Source organism: Rhizobium mayense, from assembly GCF_030272705.1.
GTDB lineage: Bacteria > Pseudomonadota > Alphaproteobacteria > Rhizobiales > Rhizobiaceae > Rhizobium > Rhizobium mayense.
The window spans coordinates 324,001-340,994 of sequence record NZ_JARFYM010000002.1 but is presented as its reverse complement, the minus strand read 5'-3'; the positions used below and the strand labels follow the sequence as shown (position 1 = coordinate 340,994).

General features: G+C 59.6%; 15 protein-coding genes. All 15 read right to left on the bottom strand.

Going from position 1 to position 16,994, the window contains the following annotated elements:
* Positions 1 to 167 precede the first annotated feature (167 nt).
* The 15 genes from PY649_RS04275 to PY649_RS04205 all read right to left on the bottom strand — a co-directional run bounded on the left by PY649_RS04275 (position 168) and on the right by PY649_RS04205 (position 16,994).
* On the bottom strand, positions 168 to 1,151 hold the full coding sequence (locus PY649_RS04275) for a mannonate dehydratase (RefSeq protein WP_285866921.1): 984 nt from the start codon (positions 1,149 to 1,151) through the stop codon (positions 168 to 170).
* A 163-nt stretch (positions 1,152 to 1,314) separates the two neighbouring features.
* Positions 1,315 to 2,379: an ABC transporter ATP-binding protein gene (locus PY649_RS04270; protein ID WP_285866920.1), complete on the bottom strand. Its 1,065-nt coding sequence runs from the start codon at positions 2,377 to 2,379 to the stop codon at positions 1,315 to 1,317.
* Between the two features lie 22 nt (positions 2,380 to 2,401).
* Positions 2,402 to 3,916 carry a DUF5060 domain-containing protein gene (locus PY649_RS04265; protein WP_285866919.1) on the bottom strand — a complete coding sequence of 505 codons (1,515 nt, stop codon included), beginning with the start codon at positions 3,914 to 3,916 and terminating at the stop codon, positions 2,402 to 2,404.
* Positions 3,917 to 3,954: 38 nt separating this feature from the next.
* A complete protein-coding gene (locus tag PY649_RS04260) occupies positions 3,955 to 4,842 on the bottom strand; it encodes a carbohydrate ABC transporter permease (protein WP_285866918.1) in 888 nt (295 codons plus the stop codon).
* Positions 4,839 to 5,738 carry a carbohydrate ABC transporter permease gene (locus PY649_RS04255; RefSeq protein ID WP_285866917.1) on the bottom strand — a complete coding sequence of 300 codons (900 nt, stop codon included), beginning with the start codon at positions 5,736 to 5,738 and terminating at the stop codon, positions 4,839 to 4,841. Before PY649_RS04255 ends, PY649_RS04260 begins: the two co-directional genes overlap by 4 nt.
* A 102-nt stretch (positions 5,739 to 5,840) precedes the next feature.
* Entirely contained in the window at positions 5,841 to 7,094 is a 1,254-nt protein-coding gene (locus PY649_RS04250; RefSeq protein WP_285866916.1) for an extracellular solute-binding protein, read from the bottom strand.
* Positions 7,095 to 7,178: 84 nt separating this feature from the next.
* The gene (gene dhaL / locus PY649_RS04245) at positions 7,179 to 7,823 is read right to left on the bottom strand and encodes a dihydroxyacetone kinase subunit DhaL (RefSeq protein ID WP_285866915.1); all 645 of its coding nucleotides are present in this window, start codon (positions 7,821 to 7,823) and stop codon (positions 7,179 to 7,181) included.
* Positions 7,820 to 8,839, bottom strand: coding sequence for a dihydroxyacetone kinase subunit DhaK (locus tag PY649_RS04240; RefSeq protein ID WP_285866914.1), 1,020 nt, complete (start codon positions 8,837 to 8,839; stop codon positions 7,820 to 7,822). The genes dhaL and PY649_RS04240 overlap by 4 nt, the downstream gene beginning before the upstream one ends.
* Before the next feature lie 58 nt (positions 8,840 to 8,897).
* On the bottom strand, positions 8,898 to 10,781 hold the full coding sequence (gene apnL / locus PY649_RS04235; protein WP_285866913.1) for a D-apionate lactonase: 1,884 nt from the start codon (positions 10,779 to 10,781) through the stop codon (positions 8,898 to 8,900).
* On the bottom strand, positions 10,778 to 11,812 hold the full coding sequence (locus tag PY649_RS04230; protein ID WP_285866912.1) for a Gfo/Idh/MocA family protein: 1,035 nt from the start codon (positions 11,810 to 11,812) through the stop codon (positions 10,778 to 10,780). The genes apnL and PY649_RS04230 overlap by 4 nt, the downstream gene beginning before the upstream one ends.
* Before the next feature lie 2 nt (positions 11,813 to 11,814).
* Positions 11,815 to 12,879, bottom strand: coding sequence for an ABC transporter permease (locus tag PY649_RS04225; RefSeq protein ID WP_285866911.1), 1,065 nt, complete (start codon positions 12,877 to 12,879; stop codon positions 11,815 to 11,817).
* On the bottom strand, positions 12,876 to 14,423 hold the full coding sequence (locus PY649_RS04220) for a sugar ABC transporter ATP-binding protein (protein ID WP_432761318.1): 1,548 nt from the start codon (positions 14,421 to 14,423) through the stop codon (positions 12,876 to 12,878). The genes PY649_RS04225 and PY649_RS04220 overlap by 4 nt, the downstream gene beginning before the upstream one ends.
* Before the next feature lie 2 nt (positions 14,424 to 14,425).
* The gene (locus PY649_RS04215) at positions 14,426 to 15,070 is read right to left on the bottom strand and encodes a DUF2291 family protein (protein WP_285866910.1); all 645 of its coding nucleotides are present in this window, start codon (positions 15,068 to 15,070) and stop codon (positions 14,426 to 14,428) included.
* Positions 15,071 to 15,146: 76 nt separating this feature from the next.
* On the bottom strand, positions 15,147 to 16,088 hold the full coding sequence (locus PY649_RS04210; protein ID WP_285866909.1) for a D-ribose ABC transporter substrate-binding protein: 942 nt from the start codon (positions 16,086 to 16,088) through the stop codon (positions 15,147 to 15,149).
* Between the two features lie 78 nt (positions 16,089 to 16,166).
* Positions 16,167 to 16,994 (bottom strand): phosphogluconate dehydrogenase C-terminal domain-containing protein, encoded by an 828-nt coding sequence (locus PY649_RS04205; RefSeq protein ID WP_285866908.1) that lies wholly within the window; start codon positions 16,992 to 16,994, stop codon positions 16,167 to 16,169.

The window sequence follows — 16,994 nt, the reverse complement described above, 5'->3', positions numbered from 1 at the left end:
TGGATTGACCCTGCATCCCATAACTTCAAGGCTTTTGTTCGCAGCCGTCCGGGCTCTTCGCGACATAGATTTTCGCGGAGTGAGATCGGTTGTGGATCAATAATTTCGGCCCAAGTCGCCTGCGCGGGGCGATGGGCGTGCAGGCCGCTCGATCTGGCCTCTAGTGACTAGCTATCACGTATCGTTTCCAGCACCTGCAACATGGCGGTAATGTAGCCGTAGGTGAATGCAAAGGCGGTATTTTCCGGATCGCGCCCGGAAATGCGCGGCACGTGATCCGGCATGATCATATATTGATAGCCGACATCGGCGTACGTCTTCAGCGACCGCCACATGTCCATGTCGCCTTCCTCTGGAAAGGTCTCCATGAAAGAGAGCTTGCGGCCGCGGATATTGCGAAAGTGGACATTGAAGAGCTTGCCCCTCTCTCCAAACCAGCGGATGACGTCGAAAATTTCCTCGGCCGGATTATCGAGCATCTCACCGACCGTGCCCTGGCAGAAGTTCAAGCCGTGAAAGGGGCTTTCGTGCATCTGCACGAATTTCTTCAAGCCTTCGACGCTTCCAAGAACGCGGGTGACCCCGCGATAACCGGGCGGCGTATAGGGATCGTGCGGATGGCAGGCAAGCCGCACTTTGCAGGACTCGGCGACGGGAACGACGCGCGCCAGGAAATAATCGATACGCTCCCAATTCTCCTCCTCGCTGAGAATGCCTGCGATCGAGGGTGGCGCGTCGTGATCGGCCTTTTCCCAGCGGAAGGCTTCGTTCCGCGATCCGCCGCGGCCAACTTCCAATTCGGTGCGGGGAATGCCGATAATATTGAGATTGTATTTGACGGAGGGTATGCTGGCGGCAGCGGCATTCTCGATCAGACGGCAGATGGAGTCGATCTGGCGATCGCGGTTCGGTCCGGCCGTCAGGATGTCCGGGCTATACTGCTGCTCGATCACGCGCGAGCTCAGCGGGAGCTGGATCATATCGAGATTGAGGCCGAAGCTCTCGATGTGCGCGCGGTGGGCCTTTAGAATGTCCGGCGTCCAGTCGTGCGGATTGCCGGCAGGATCGGCATTGACATGCTTGATCCCCAATTGCGCCATGACGCGATAGTCATCGTCGTCCCGAGCCTGGAATTGCGTGCCGACATACATATGAAATCCTCCTCTCGACCATCTCGATTGTTAAGCGTCGAGTACCCGGATTCCCCCTATAAAATGCGTTTGCGGCAATCGGCCGCGCAGACTTTCTGCGTTGTCGCTCCCGTTTGGTAAAATATTACTTTCTGATTCCGGTGATCCCGATGCGCAAAAACAGCTACAGGCGTTGCTGGGTACCCTTGTCGAAGAAGTGAACATTCGGCGATTTGAGAGAAATCTTCACCGTTTGGCTCGGCGTCAGCTCGGCACGTTCTCTCATGACCCAAGTGATTTCTTTGCCCTCGACCTCCAAGGCCACATGGGTCTCGGATCCGGTTGGCTCAACCACGGTGACGGTAGCCGGCACGCCGTCGTCGGTCGCAAAGGATATGTCTTCCGGACGGATGCCGATGATCACGTTCCTGTCCTCTGCTTGCGTCGGGGCCGCCAGAAGCTCGATGGAAGTACCGCTCGGCAACTGGAGCTTCGGATTCGAGCCGCCTGTGAGCTTGCCTTCCAGGAAATTCATCGCCGGCGACCCGAGGAATCCGGCCACAAACACATTTCGTGGCCGGTCGTAAAGCTCGAGCGGTGTTCCGATCTGCTCGACTTTCCCGCCCTGCAGCACGACGATCTTGTCGGCCATCGTCATTGCTTCGATCTGATCGTGCGTCACGTAGACGATCGTCGTCTTCAGCCGCTGATGCAGCGCCTTTATTTCGGCTCGCATCTTGACGCGCAATTTGGCATCGAGGTTGGAAAGCGGTTCATCGAACAAGAAGACTTTCGGATCGCGCACGATGGCACGTCCCATGGCGACGCGTTGGCGCTGTCCGCCGGAAAGCTGTGCAGGCTTGCGGCCAAGCAGCGGCTGAAGTCCGAGGATCTGCGCCGCTTCGCCGACTTTCTTTTCGATCTCGGGCCGCTTCGCGCCGGCAAGCTCCAGCGCAAAGCCCATGTTCTGCGCGACCGTCATCTGCGGATAAAGCGCATAGTTCTGGAAGACCATCGCGATGTCGCGGTCCTTGGGCGGCAAGTTGTTGACCACACGGCCGCCGATCGAGATCTCGCCGCCGGTGATGTCCTCCAAGCCTGCGATCATCCGCAGAAGCGTTGACTTGCCGCAACCCGACGGCCCGACAAGAATGACGAATTCGCCGTCCGATATATCGACGTCGACGCCATGGATGATATCCACCGCTCCGTAGGACTTCCTGACGTTCTTGATGGCCAATCCGGACATGAAATTCCTCCTGTAGACCCGATCAGTTCTTCTTGCGGATGCGAAGGGCCTGATATGGCTTGCCCGGCAGTTCGACGCCAAAGGCCGCATCCGCCTTGCCGCCGCGCACGATTGCGCCGTGCCGCGTGGGGTGCGGGATCGGAGCATCCACTTTCTTTGCGGGCGTGATCGTCATCTCCCAGGTGTCGATGATATCGACATCGTAGTCGGTGCCGTCCAGCGGCAGCCCTGTGGACCAGATGACGGGCTGGTGCTCGCCGAGATAGATGTAGCGGAGGTCGCCGTCGCGCGCGCCGGAAACGCGCGTCCAAGGCCATGCACCGAACGATGCCATCGGTTCCAAGCCGTCGACGACGTCCTGCTCCAGCAGATCGCGCAGGAAGCCGATACGCTTCCATGCCTCGCCGCGCAGTTCTCCGCCCTTGGCCCACCAGATCAGGTCTTCCGGATGCGAATAGGTTTCGCCGTGGCCGGCATAGCCGCCGCGGGTCACGGTGATCCAGAAACGATGCACCAGTTCCTGTGCCGTGAGGTTGCCCCAGGACTGGATGATGTTACCCTCATATTCCGGCTCGTCGTTGACAACGGGCTTGCCATAGGCCTCGCGCCATTCCTGCGTGCGCTTGACGTCCCAGTTCTGAATGCAGGTATGCGTCACCCACGGCTTGCGATGATCGAAGTTCATCGTCGGCTCGCCATTGTGGATGGACTTCAGATGGCCATAGGGATCGTTCTCTTCGAGAATGTGGAAATAACGGTCCCACTGCTGCAGAGGTTTGGTGTCGAGGAGGAAGTCATATTCATTGGCCAGCGCCCACCAGACGTTCCGGTAGGGGGCAAGCCGTGCAGCGAGATAGGCGACGTAGCGGAAATCCTGCTCGGCCGACATGTCGGCGTAACCCCAGCGGTCATAGGGGTGGAACATGATGATGTCGGCCTCGATGCCGAGCTCGCAAAGTGCGGCCACCTGCTTTTCGAAATGCCGGAAGGCGACCGGGTTCGGTCGATTGAAATCCTCCTTGCCGTCGGTGCCCTTCTCAAAGCAGGCGTAGAGGGGTTCGTTGACGTTGTAAGGATAATCCTTCGGAAACACTCCCATGCGGATCTTGTTGAAGCGCGCCTTCTTCAGCGTCTTCAACGTCTGCGCCTGCATGTCGAGCGGCTGGTGCGTCCAGGCATAGCAGGTCGTTCCGAAGGAAAGGAATGGGTTACCGTCTGCATAGGCAAAATGAAACTTGTTGCGCACGCGAACCGGACCGTGATTGCTCTGCGAGGGTTTGCCGGCGGTGAGCGAGCCGGTCTTGCCGTCGAGTTCGGGGGTCTTCGAACGCGTCCTGAAGGACCATTCGCCTTCATAGTCGGGCATGAAGCGGACGCGATAGATGCCGTCGCCGTCGTAGAAGCCGGGCACGCGGACCTCGCGGCTGTTCTGGCTGAAAACGGCATCGAATGCCACGTCGAGATAGGGATTGCCGCCCGAAGGCCCGTTGAACGCGGCCTCGAAGACGCCCCATTTTTCGACGGTTGCACTGGACATGATATTCTCCTCGAAAGACTTGCCGAATAGGTGATTGATCAGCCCTTGACGGCGCCGGAGGTGAGGCCGGAGACGAAATATCGCTGAAAGATGAGGTAGACGAGCGTTGCCGGCAGCACGGTCATGACGATCGCCGCGTTGAGCTGGCCATAGTCGCTGGAAAACTGCCCCTGGAAGGACATCAGCCCGAGCGGCAGCGTCCACATGTGCTGATCCTGCAGAAGCACCAGCGCCATGGCGAATTCGTTCCAGGTCGAAACGAAATCCAGGATCAGGAGAGCGGCGAGCACCGGCAGGCAAACCGGCAGGAATATCCTGCGGAAGATCGTGAAATGGCTCGCACCGTCGATGAGAGCGGCTTCCGACAACTCCTTCGGAATGCCCTTGAAGAAGCCGTGCAGGATGAAGACCTGATAGGGGACGCCGAAGGCGATATAGGGCAGGATGACGCCGGGATAGGTATCAATGAGGCCCAGCGAATTGACGAGCGTGAAGAGCGGCGCCAGCATGACCTGGAATGGGATCATCGTGCCGAACACGACGAGAAGAAGCAATGCCTTGCCGCTCTTCAACGGTATCTTGGCGATCGCATAGGCCGCCATTGCCGATAGCGCCAGTCCCAGCGGAACCTTGATGACCGTGATGATGACGCTGTTGAAGAAAGTGCTGGCGAAATTTCCGCGGCTCCAGGCGTTGCCGTAATTCTCGAAGGCAAGATGAACAGGCGGCATGAAGGCGCCGGTGCTGGTCACCGCGGCTTTCGTCTTCAACGATGTGAAAACGATGAAGACGAAGGGTGCGACCCAGATCAGCGCGACGAGGATAAGCGCGATCCACAAGCCAATCAGGATTGGATCGCGTCTGGGCTTGCCGACGGCAGCCGTATCGAACGTGGCGGCAATGGGTTCGGCTGACGTCGCGGTCATTGCTCGGCCTCCTCATGCTTCTGCGTCCATCGCAGGTAGGGAACGACGATGGCGATGGTGATCAGCAGCAGCACCACCGAGATTGCTGCGCCGCGGCCAAAATCGAAGATCTGCATGGCCTGCGTAAACGCCCAGAGCGCTAGCATCTGGGTGGACTGCGCGGGACCCCCGCCGGTCAGGCCGTAGACGATGTCGAAGGCCTTGAGCGATGAGATGATGGACAACACCAGCACGATCGTGATCGTCGGACGCAGCGCGGGAAGGGTAACGTGCTTGAAGACGGCCCAGCGCCCAGCGCCGTCGATGCGGGCCGCCTCGACCAGAGACTGCGAGACATTCTGCAGCCCCGCCAGGAAGAGAACCATGGAAAAGCCGACCGATTGCCAGAGATAGGCGACGAAGACCGAATAAAGCGCAATGTTGCGGTCGCCCAGCCAGTCCTTGATCCAGCGCTGGAGGCCCATGGATGTCAGCATTTCGTTGAAAAGGCCGAAGAATGGATCGTACATCCATTTCCACATGGTCGCGACGGCGATCGGCGCGATGATGACCGGCAGATAGAAAATGGCGCGGAACGTGTTGCGGCCGAAGATCTTCTGATTGAGGCTCAGCGCCAAAAGAAGCCCCACCATCGGCGGGAACACCAGGCACATGATGGTCCAGATGACCGTGTTCTTGAAGGCGACCCAAAAAACCGGGTCGTGCGCGAAGATATACTGATAATTCGCGAGGCCAACGAAGGGACGCTGTGGATCGAGCCCGTTCCATTTCTGGAAGCTCAGGATCGCGACATTCAGCATCGGATAGAGCGCAAAGATCGCGTAAATTGCCATGGCCGGGGCGAGCAGTAGGAATGCCTGGACGCGGGGGTCATGTGTTCGATTTCGCAATGACATTCTCATCTGCTCCGGACGGCCGGCGGCGTGCGCATGGGCATTTGGGTCTGATAACGGTCAGCCCCGATTGACAATCGGGGCTGACCGGTGTCCTGGGAGGACTCAGGTTCGACCTGCGATGAAGGCCTGCAGCTGCTTGGCGGCATCGGCCGGCTCGATATTTCCGGCCGCGACGTCGTTGATGACGCGGAAATATTCGGTCGTCACGTCAAGCGGGAATGCCTGGTCGCCGTTCATATAGACCTTGCCGTAGTTCTTGAAGATATCCAGCCATTTCGCCTCCAGCGGCTTCAGATTGGCATACTGGACGTTCTTGTTGACCGAAGTCGAACTGATCTGCCCAACCAGATCCTGCTGGACCTTGGTCGACAGGAAATAGTCCAGGAATTTCGCAGCCAGATCAGGATCTTTGCTCTTCGTGCTCACATAATTGTATTCGGCGAACCCGTAGAGGCGATTGGTGTTCGTCGGGAACGGGAAAATTCCATAGTCGTCGAGGTTGGCGCCGCTGCCTTCCAACTGGCTGACAAGCCAGTCTCCCTCGAGCATCATCGCGGCGCGACCGGCTGTGAACAGGCTGTAGGACTGCTTGTTGTCGATCCCCATGAAGGGCTGCAGCGTATAGTCCTTTGTCCACTTGGCAAACTCGGTGAAGGCTTCTGTCGCGCAAGGCTCCTTCGTCCAGTCCGTCTTCATCGCCATCAGCGCGTCGTGCTTTTCGGCACCGCACTTGGTCTCCAGGATGACGTCCATCAGGCGCATGACGTGCCAGTTGACCGAGCCGCCGAAGGTGAAGGCCGGAATTCCGGCGGCTTTCAGCTTCTCCGCAGCTGCAAGGAGTTCCTCATAGGTTTTCGGCTCTTCGGTAATGCCTGCCTGCTGGAACAGCTTCTTGTTGTAGTAGACCGCCTCGCCCTTGAAGGTGAAAGGGACGCCATGCTTGCCGCCCGCATAGAGGTCGGCGAATGCGGCGGCGGAGGGAAGCAGCTCGTCGGCCCACTTATACTGCGTGTAATATTTATCCAGCGGCAGCGACAGGCCGGCCTTCACGTATTCGCCGCCAAGGCCAAGCCCCGCCCAGCTGAAATAAATATCGGGTCCCTTGCTGGAGCCGGCTGCTACGCGAAGGGCGGTCTTGTGCTCATCGACCGCGCGCTGCACGATTTCGATGTGCGTTCCGGGGTTGGCGGCCTCGAAATCCGTCGCCACTTTTTTCAGCGCGGTGTTTGCGGCGTCGTTGTCGAAATTGAGCGTCCAAAGCGTCAGGTCCTGCGCCTTGACACTCGTTGCCGCAAAAGCTGCCGCGGCAATCGCGATCGCGGCAAATCGTTTCGCATATTTGGAGTTGATGAGCATTTCCCGTCCTCCTCTGAACAATGCTGAGGGCGGTTTTGTCAAATCAGCCGGCACATGTCAACTGGTATGATGAGCTCATCATCATTAAGGTGAGAAGAAGGCCTGGAAGCACGAGACGACGACGGTTGCTGAGGCGGCGCCCGGATCGATGTGCCCTAAGGCGCGCTCTCCAAGCCTGGACGAGCGCCCTTTTGTGGCGACCATATCCTTAGTTGCTTCCGTCCCTGCTTCCGCGGCGACCAGAGCGTCCGAAAGACAGGTCGCGAGCGGCATTCCTTTTTCCCGCGCAGCCCGACAGGCGGCGGCCGCGGGCGCCCAGGCGTCGACCATCGTCTTTTCCCCAACCTCGGCCTTGCCACGGTCCTGAATGCCTTTGGCAAAGGCTACGAAAACCTCGACCACGTCATCATCGGTTAGGGATGACTTTCCTTTTGCCGAGGCACCCGCGCGCATCAAGGCGGTTGCGTAGAGAGGGCCGGAGGACGCGCCAACGGCATTCAAAAAAGCCTTCGCAGCCGTATTGAAGACGAGCGTGGGGTCCGATGTCGCCGGATCCAGCGCCGCAGCCGCTTGGGCTGCGGCCGAAAATCCAAGCTCCATGGCGATGCCATGATCGGCATCGCCAATGACGCCGTCGAGCTCGCACAAACGGCTCTTTTCGCGCGTCATCGCCTCCGCGATAAGGTTCAGAAGCGATTTTAGATCGTCGACGGTAATTGTCTTGGTCATCGGCTTGCTTCGCCCGAACGGAACATGGCGCAATCGCAGGGATGGTCGATCAGTCGCTGCAATTCGTCGTCCAAATGCATCAGCGTGATCGAGGCGCCGGCCATCTCCAGCGACGTGCAGTAATTGCCAACCAGCGACAAATGGATCTCTACGCCCGCTGCGTCGAGCATCATCTTGACCTTCCGCATCATGATGTAGAGCTCCATCAACGGCGTCGAGCCGAGCGAGTTGACAAGCACGGCCACCCGGTCGCCTCGTACGGGTTTCATCTCGCCGAGGATTTTATCGAGCAGTTCCGCGGTTACCTGATCGGCGGACTTCAGCGGACCGCGGGCAACGCCCGGCTCGCCATGAATGCCCATGCCGATTTCCATTTCGTCGTCGCCAAGCTGAAAATTCGGCTTCAGCGTCTGAGGCAGCGAGCAGGGCGATAGCGCAACGCCCATCGTGAAGGTGCGGTCATTTGCCCATCGCGCGATCCGCACCACTTCGTCCAGGCTGTACATCAGATCGCAGGCCGCACCGGCGGCCTTGAAGACAAAAACATTACCGGCGACGCCGCGCCGGCGGTCCCGTTGGTCGATGGGAGCGGAGGCGACGTCGTCGGTCGTCAGCACGGTGCGGACCTCGATGTCATCCATGGCGAGCATCTCGGCCGCCATATCGAAATTCATGACATCGCCGGCATAATTGCCATACAAGAACAGGACGCCGGCACCGCCATCGACCGCCTTGGCGCATTCGATGATCGGGTCCGGTGGCGGAGAGGCAAAGACATTTCCGATCGCTGCCGCATCGGCAAGCCCTTTGCCGACATAGCCTAGGAAGGTTGGCTCGTGGCCTGACCCGCCGCCGACGACCATCCCAACCTTGCCGGGCCGCGGCCCCTCAATTGCAACGATCGATCGCGGCGATCCTTCGACGGCGCGCACGTGGCGGGGATGAGCGGCCAGAATGCCCGCCAGCATTTCGTCCACGGCGGCTGCGCCGTCATTGATAAGCTTCTTTGTCTTCACGCCAGTCCTCCAGCTCATCTCGATTCGGAAGACTAAGTTGCGCTTCTCGGGTGTCAGGTCAATCCTTCAGCGTGATCGAAGCAACGGCAAAAGGCGCGAGCGCGTGGCTCCCGCTCTCGAGTTTCTCGGCTGGGGTGAAGGATCCCAGTTCGACCTGTTGTGGCGTGGCTGTGATGTTCACCAGCAGCAATTGCGGTACTCCGTCAGCCGGCGCCGCGACGAACGCAAGGATGGCAGTCGGATCGGATGACACGCACTCCTGCCGTTGGCCGCCGGCAAGACGGGCAAGCGTAGCGACCGTGTTGAAGAGCGGGCGCCTGCCGCCGGCCGGAGACGGTTCATTCTCGCCGGCCATCACGCCGAACGGCCCCGTCAACGCCGAAAGCGTCAGGCATTCCAGCCCAGCGTCGAGCACTTTGGCTGCATAGCCAAGTGCGAAAGCTTCCGCGAAACGACCATTGTGCCGGGGATCCGTGTTTGCCATCGGAATGCGCCCACCGGCGGGATTGTCCATCGTCCGGCTACCATAAGGGTTCTGGCGCATCGGGATGGTCGAGGGTCCGATGCGGTAGGGCTTGTCGCCGTAGATGGCGCGCACCGACCGTGTGATAAACGGCAGTGCTTCGAGCGTCTGCATGACGCTGAGGTCATCGGCCGCGTGTATGATCGGGTTGGTGCAATGGGTGACGAAATCGAGCGGTCCGGAAGGGACGCGCTTGCGATTGAGCTCCGTGAAGTAGCTGAGCATGCCACCGCCAAGCCGCACACCCGGAAATGCTGCATGAGCGGCCGCATAGATCTCTTCAAGCGGCGGGCACTCCGGCCATTGACTGCCCGGAGGGGTCGATTGCCGGTCGACGGAAGCGGATATGATGATCGCGTCCGGTTTGAAACCTGCCGCCTGCATCCAAGCCGCGATTTCCTGCGCTTCGGCAAGCGGCGACTGCCGGCACGGCAACGCGATTTCGAGAGTCGACGTGCCGGCATGGAGCCTTGCGATGGCACTGAATGTCTTGAAGGCAGCCGTGTCATGACCGGCATTCGGATCGAAATGAAAGAGCAATTCCTGCGGCCCGATCTCCGCCAAGGCGTCACGGGCTCCGAGCGTGGCCTTCGCCTCTTCCGGCGTGATGATCAGCCCGATCGATGGCATCTTGCCGCTCTTGTCGCCCGTCGTGATCGTGACTGCTCGCCCGCCAGACGAGACGGATGCAGGAGCAGTCAATGCCTCGCGCTTGTCGGCGATCTTGAGGACGATCCGCTGTCTGACGGCTTGGTTGGCCGGTATTTGATAAGGCCAGGGCAGCGCGAGGGGGCGGACATAGGTCTTATAGGAGGCATCCGACCAGTTGCGCTGGTCTTCCATCTCGAAGGTATCGCCTTCCATCCGGCATTCGGCCGTGACATGCGGCATGACGGTATGCGTGATCGCGCGCATATCCTTGAAGGGTTGCCATGGCTCGATGAGATCGGGAAAACGCGTGTCCTCGCAACGATCGTCAACATGTTCTACCGAGACCGGCGTACCCGCTACGCCGACGATCGGATGAAGGATACAGAACCCGCAGCGGTTCGTCTCGAAGCCGGTTTTGGATAGCGCTTCCGCTTCAAAGACCACAGCACCTCCGGCCTCGGCTGAGATTTGCACGCGGATTTCGAGGTCTGTGTCATCAGGGCCAGCGCAATGTGCAAGGTAACCCACGGAAAATGCATCGTCGCGCTGATCGATCGTCAGGTCCGATATCCGCGGGGCGTAGGTACCCCAATCGCGGTCGCGCACGAGATAGGAGACAGCGCGGAGCACCTCGGTTCCGTCATAGGTGATCGTGCGGAGACTACCGTCCTTGAAATCGACCGCAAGCCTGCCGGCGGTGAGCCGCTGCGGCGGAACTTCGGTCTCACGCGTCCCATAGAGTTGAAATGGGTCGATCGCAGCGGTCATCGCAGCATTGCTCCAATATCGACCGTCCTGCCGTTAGCAGCACTGTCATAGGCCGCTTCGACAAGGGCGAAGGTCTTCAGATTGTCCGCGCCCGATGTGGACGTTTCGCCGCCCGATGCGAGGCGGTCCGTCCAGTGCTGCTGGATGGCCAGCACACTTTCCTGGATATTGTGCCATGGGCGGGAAGCCCAAGGGAGAAGCCTGGGCGAGGCATCCGAAATCGTCGTGCCCTCGGGGCTATTGACCTCAAGGCGATAGCCCTGCGAGAGCCGGATCGTTCCCAACGTACCGTCGATCTCGATCAGCGTTTCGGGAAAGGGCTCCGTTGCGAGCTTGGTGGCGTAGCTTACGTCGACGATCGACGTTGCTCCATTCTCATGGTCGAGCATGATGGTCGCGACATCTTCGCCCTTGATCTTCGGATTGACCCGTTTGGTGCGCGCGGTGAGCGTCGTGACGTCGCCCAAAATGAAGCGTGCGATATCGAGTGTATGGATACCGAGATCTTCGATGATGAAGCGTTCGCCTTCGGCGAGGTAGGGCTGGCCGGAAAACACGTCGTAGCCGGAGCGGAAGGAGAAGCGGCCCCAGAACGGCTCGCCGATGACTCCTGATTGAAGTATGCTCTTCACTGCCTGTATCGGCGTCTGCCAACGGAAATTCTCGTGGACCATCAAGGGGATCGCAGCGTCGGCGCAAGCCTTGACCATGGCTCTGGCGTCGCTCAACGTTTTTGCAAACGGTTTTTGGCAGATGGCGGGGACTTTATGGGCCGCCGCCATTTCCACCAGCGCGCGGTGGCTCTGCACCGTTGTCGCGATATCGACGAAATCGAAGCCGCCATCGGCGAAAAGAGCTGCCGCGTCGCTATAACGCCGCTCGATGCCGAACTGATCGCCGACAATTTTCAATCGCTCCGGATCGCGATCGCAGATCGCGACGATCGTCGCGCCCTTGACGTCCTTCCACGCATGCATCTGATTGACCGCGAAGAAGCCGCAGCCGATGAGCGCACCCCTGAGTTCCGTCATTCTTAACCTGCCTTTGCCATTTGCATGAGTGTCACGCGCTGTTGGAGACGGCGCTGCGCCTGATCGACAACAACGGCGATGATGATAACCAGCCCTTTGATGACCATCTGCCAGAAGGATGAAACCCCCATCATCACTAGGCCATCGGACAGAATGCCGATGACGAAGGCGCCGATGATCGTACCCCCGATCGTGCCGCGTCCGCCGGACATGGAAGTACCGCCGAGGACGGCCGCGGCAATGGCGTTGAGCTCGAAGCTCTCGCCGGTCGCCGGATGCGCGGCCATCAGCTCCGAGGAAATGACGATGCCGACGATGGCAGCACACAATCCGGAGAACATGTAAACGAAGATCTTCACCAGATCGACGCGAATGCCCGACATGCGCGCGGCGCGCTCGTTGCCGCCGACGGCGAAGATATGCCGGCCGATCGGTGTCGACCGGGCGACATAAGCGGCAATCAGCGCAAGAACGATGAGAATCCAGATGGAGACGGGGAGGCCGAACAACCTTCCCGCGCCAAAGACATCGAAGCCGGTCGTATCGAACTCCGGCCTGCCGACCAGGTTCGGAAAAGTCTGGCCGTCAGAGGACAGCAATGCCATGCCGCGCGCGATATAAAGTGTTCCAAGCGTCGCGATGAAGGGCGCAACGTTGAGTTTGGTGATGAGCAATCCGTTGATCAGTCCGAAGCCGATACCGACGGCAAGGGTGATCAGCACGATCTCATAGAGGTTGAAGTATACGGTATATCCGATCGGCAATTCGACGCCGTTGAGGATGAGCGCGCCGGTAACCATTCCGCACAGGCCAACAATCGAGCCGACCGAGAGGTCGATGCCGCCGGTGACGATGACGAAGGTCATGCCCATCGCCAGGAAGGCGTTGAGCGCAACGTGCTTCGACATCAGGATCATGTTGGCCGTCGACGTGAAGTTCGGCGCGAAGATGGCGAAGAAGATGATCACGGCGAAGAGTGCGATGAAGGTCCTGAGTTTCATCAGCGTCAGGAGTACAGAGCCGTTCGACCGCTTGGCCGCAAAAGAAGAAGATGTATCCGCGGTCATGACGCGAGTTTCCTTGTATGTCCGTGTCCCTTGGCCGAGGCTGCGACAATGGTCTCTTCCGTCGCCTCGTTTCTGTCGAAGACGGCGACCAGCTGGCCGTTGCTCAAGACGGCGATGCGGTCGGAAAGCGCCATGACCTCTTCAAGGTCGGAGGTTGAAAACAGGATTGCGAGACCCTTGCCGGCGAGCCTACGCATGGTACGGAAAACATCGGCCTTGGCTCCGACATCTATGCCTCGGCTCGGCTCGTCCATCAGAAGGACCTTGGGATCGGTCATCAAGGCCTTACCGATGACGACCTTCTGCTGGTTGCCGCCGGACATTGATGTCACTTCGAAATCGGGATTGGGCGCCTTGATCGAGAGGTCGCGGATCATGTCGCGAATAGCCTCTTTCTCAGCGCCTGCATCGATATGAAAAAAGAAGCGAGCGAAACGCCCGAGGCTCGCAAGCGTCAGGTTGCTGGCGATCGACAGCACCTGCACGAGACCCTCGCGCTGCCGGTCTTCCGGGATCAACGCCAAGCCCTTCCGGATCCGCCGGGTGGTGTCGCGTTCGCGAACCTCGACGCCGTCGATGAAGATCTTGCCGGTCGAATGCATATGCCGGCCCATGACGCATTCGAAGAACTCGCTACGGCCCGCGCCCATCAAGCCATAGATGCCTAGAATCTCGCCGGCGCGAACGGAGAGCGAGACGTGATCGACCGCAAGGCCGCCGGTCGGCCGCGGCAGGCTGATGTCCTCGGCTCGGAAGGCTTCCTTGCCGATCGCATGGCCGCTGTCCTTGGCGAAATCCTTCGCATCGGATCCGATCATCGATCGGACGATCCATTTCGTGTCGATATCGCGAACCATCGCCTGGCCGGTGATCTGCCCATCGCGCAGGACGGTGATGTAATCGCCGATCCGCATCAGCTCTTCCAGCCGGTGGGAGATATAGACGATCGCCACGCCTTGCGCCTTCAGTTCGGCGATCACTTTGAAAAGAATGTCGACTTCCGCTGCCGAAAGCGCCGAGGTCGGCTCATCCATGATCAGGATGCGGGCATTGAGCGAAATGGCCTTGGCGATTTCGACGAGCTGTTGCTGCCCGATCGGCAAATCCTCGACCATGGTTTCGGCATTGATGCCCGCGTCGAGCTTCTTCAGAAATTCGTTGGCCCTGGCAATCTGCGCCTTGTGGTCGATGCCGAGAATGCCGCGCGTTATTTCGCGCGTCGCAAATATGTTTTCAGCGACCGTCATGTTGGCGAAAAGATTAAGCTCCTGGAAAATCATGCCGATGCCGCGTGCCTGCGCGTCGGCCGGACTGTCGAAATGAACGGCTTCTCCCTCAAGGAGGATCCGGCCGGCGGTCGGGCGTTCGACGCCTGCGATGATCTTCATCAACGTCGATTTGCCGGCCCCATTTTCTCCGACCAGCACATTGACCGCGCCTCGCCGCAGTTCGAGGTTCGCGCGTTTGACCGCGACGATGCCCGAATAAACCTTGGACACGTCCTCGAGACGAAGGATGATGTCTTCCTGGTTCGTATCGCTCATGGTTATTGTCCCAACGTCAGCGCCGAAGGGGTGATCAGCGGCAGTTGGCCGGATGCCGGCAGCGGAAACGCGCCGACAACATTGACTGTCTTGCCGGTCAAGCCGTCTTTCGGCAAGGAAACGAGAAAGGACGTGTCCACCTTCTCGTTGAACGCCTTGCCGAATTGCGCCCATTCGATCTGGTTCTTGAATTCGTTGAAGTCCACGAAATCCAAGGCGTCCCGCAATGCGGTGCCGCGGATTGCCGGACCGATCTGAACCTTCGCATCCGCCTTGCCGTCACCGTCGACATCGACGTCGATCGTTGCCGCACGGGAAGCCGTGTCGGCAGCGACGATCTTGCCGTTAAGCTTCACGGCATAGGTCCAGGGCGATGTGCTCTGCTTATGCGGATTGCCGTATTTTGCGCCGGCCTCGTCCGGGTTCGATGTCGCAGCCTGCATCACCGTTTTGAGGTCGCCGGCACGCTTTTCAAGGTCAGGTACCGCCTGCGACTGCCAGATCGCATCGACCTTGGCTGCGGGATCGAAGGCGCTTTTTGCCGCCTGCGCCGCCTTTTCCTCGGCCGTCGGCGTCTTGATGATCTTACAGCCAGGCAGTGCTGCGGCCAACATGACGACCACAACAGCGCCTCTGATCCTCAACATGCAATGCACCTCAATTTCAAGAAAAAAGTCTGGAGAGCGCGGCCTTGCCACGCCCTCCGCAGTGCTCGGTCCGCCGTCAATTCTTCAGTGCGAAAGTCTCAAGCTTGTCGGCGTTCCCTGCATTGATGAGAACGCAATCCATGAGCTGCTTCTCTTCCTTGGGAGTCGTCTTGTTCTTGATGTACGCATCGGCCTGCTGAACCGCCATCTGGGCCTGTGCATAAGCGGGCTGCAGCACGGTCGCCTTGATGCCGCCGGCCTTGATCGAGTCGCGCACGTCGTTGGAGCCGTCGAAGCCGACGACGATCACATCCTTGCGGCCGGCAGCCTGAAGTGCTGCGATCGCGCCCATGGCCATGGTATCATTGCCCGAGATCACACCCTTGATGTTCGGGTTCGCCTGCAGGATGGTTTCCATCTTTGCATAGGCTTCGGTCTGGCTCCAGTTCGCCGATTGCTTAGCAACCAGTTTCAGGTCCGGATAATCGTCGATGACGTCGTGATAGCCCTGCGAGCGGATACCGGCATTGGTGTCGGATTCCTTACCCACCAGCTCGACGTAATTGCCCTTTTCGCCCATCTGTTTGACGAATTCCTGCGCGCCGAGCTGCGCGCCCTGATAGTTGTTGGAAACGATCTGGGCGAGGGCGACGCCGGTGGCGTTGATTTCGCGGTCGATGAGGAAGGAGGGGATGCCGGCATCCTTGGCCTTCTTGACGGCAGCAACCGTCGCATCGGCGCCGGCATTGTCAAGGATGATGGCCTTCGCGCCGCGGCCGATCGCCGTATCGATGACTTCCGACTGCTTGTTGGCGTCGTCGTCATGCGTCATGACGAGCGTTTCGTAGCCCAAATCCTTCGCTTTGGCTTCCGCGCCGACGGCCTCGGCCTTGAAGAACGGGTTGTCGTGCGCGGGCGTGATGATGGCGATCAGGTCCGCCGAGAAGGCGGGCATTGCGGTGCCCAAGGCAAGAGCGCCGGCAAAGGCGGCAAGTGTCAGTTTGCGTGTCAGTTTCATGGTTTCCTCCCGATTATGAAACAGGCCCTATTCCCGGTAGGGCGGTGAAGGGAGGGGCCAGCCCTCCCGGGATTTTGCTCAGGTGATGCGGCGGATGCTGTCGGCGATCTCCTTGGGCTCGAAGACGTTCTTCCAGTCATCGCGCATCAATGCGGGAATGCCGAATTCGATCGCCTTGTTGCAGGCATCAGAGAACACACCCTCGACCTCGTTGAAGATCACTGCCCCGAGGACGTTCATGTGGCCGAGCAGGAAGTCGCGAGCGGCCTGTTCCGGCACACCGCGGGCGACGCACTCGTCCATGGCCTGGCGCATCACGACGAGCAGCGATGCGCAGACGGTTTCCGAAAGCCCCGGCTCGAGCATCGCCATCTGCTCCACGGTGACCCGGTGCGAGCGCATGACCGGCGCCCAGATGATCTTGGCGATTTCCTCCCCGAGCGCGTAGGCAGCTTCCGGCCCCTGCATCAGCGCGGAAACGATATGCTGCTTGGCGAACAGGCCGCCGAAGTGGTCGTTCTTCGCCTGCATATCGGTTTCGTCGTTGAAGATCGGCGGATGGCAGGGATGGGTGACGAAATAGGTCAGGTCGTCGCGCTTCGGCAGGTGGCCCGCAAAAGGTGCCGCGGCGTCTAGCGCCACCACCATCGTCCCGGGCTTCAGCTTATCGACGATCCCGGCGGCGACCTTGCCGATAGCCGTGTCCGGAACGGCCAGAATGACCACTTCGGCGCCGTCAAGAGCCTCGTCCACAGGCACGCATGACAGGCCGAGATCGTTCTTCAAACGGGCCTTACCGGCATCGCTCACTTCGACGTGACGGACATCGAAGCGTGAACCCTTCAGATTTTTGGAAAGCCGGTACCCCATTTTCCCGCCGGCACCGAAAAGAGCAATTGCAGTCAT

What these genes read in the sequence shown, in the direction of transcription:
- PY649_RS04275 (WP_285866921.1), bottom strand. Translation starts at nt 1,151, where the DNA reads ATGTATGTCGGCACGCAATTCCAGGCTCGGGACGACGATGACTATCGC.
- PY649_RS04270 (WP_285866920.1), bottom strand. Translation starts at nt 2,379, where the DNA reads ATGTCCGGATTGGCCATCAAGAACGTCAGGAAGTCCTACGGAGCGGTG.
- PY649_RS04265 (WP_285866919.1), bottom strand. Translation starts at nt 3,916, where the DNA reads ATGTCCAGTGCAACCGTCGAAAAATGGGGCGTCTTCGAGGCCGCGTTC.
- PY649_RS04260 (WP_285866918.1), bottom strand. Translation starts at nt 4,842, where the DNA reads ATGACCGCGACGTCAGCCGAACCCATTGCCGCCACGTTCGATACGGCT.
- PY649_RS04255 (WP_285866917.1), bottom strand. Translation starts at nt 5,738, where the DNA reads ATGTCATTGCGAAATCGAACACATGACCCCCGCGTCCAGGCATTCCTA.
- PY649_RS04250 (WP_285866916.1), bottom strand. Translation starts at nt 7,094, where the DNA reads ATGCTCATCAACTCCAAATATGCGAAACGATTTGCCGCGATCGCGATT.
- dhaL (WP_285866915.1), bottom strand. Translation starts at nt 7,823, where the DNA reads ATGACCAAGACAATTACCGTCGACGATCTAAAATCGCTTCTGAACCTT.
- apnL (WP_285866913.1), bottom strand. Translation starts at nt 10,781, where the DNA reads ATGACCGCTGCGATCGACCCATTTCAACTCTATGGGACGCGTGAGACC.
- PY649_RS04230 (WP_285866912.1), bottom strand. Translation starts at nt 11,812, where the DNA reads ATGACGGAACTCAGGGGTGCGCTCATCGGCTGCGGCTTCTTCGCGGTC.
- PY649_RS04225 (WP_285866911.1), bottom strand. Translation starts at nt 12,879, where the DNA reads ATGACCGCGGATACATCTTCTTCTTTTGCGGCCAAGCGGTCGAACGGC.
- PY649_RS04220 (WP_432761318.1), bottom strand. Translation starts at nt 14,423, where the DNA reads ATGAGCGATACGAACCAGGAAGACATCATCCTTCGTCTCGAGGACGTG.
- PY649_RS04215 (WP_285866910.1), bottom strand. Translation starts at nt 15,070, where the DNA reads ATGTTGAGGATCAGAGGCGCTGTTGTGGTCGTCATGTTGGCCGCAGCA.
- PY649_RS04210 (WP_285866909.1), bottom strand. Translation starts at nt 16,088, where the DNA reads ATGAAACTGACACGCAAACTGACACTTGCCGCCTTTGCCGGCGCTCTT.
- PY649_RS04205 (WP_285866908.1), bottom strand. Translation starts at nt 16,994, where the DNA reads ATGACTGCAATTGCTCTTTTCGGTGCCGGCGGGAAAATGGGGTACCGG.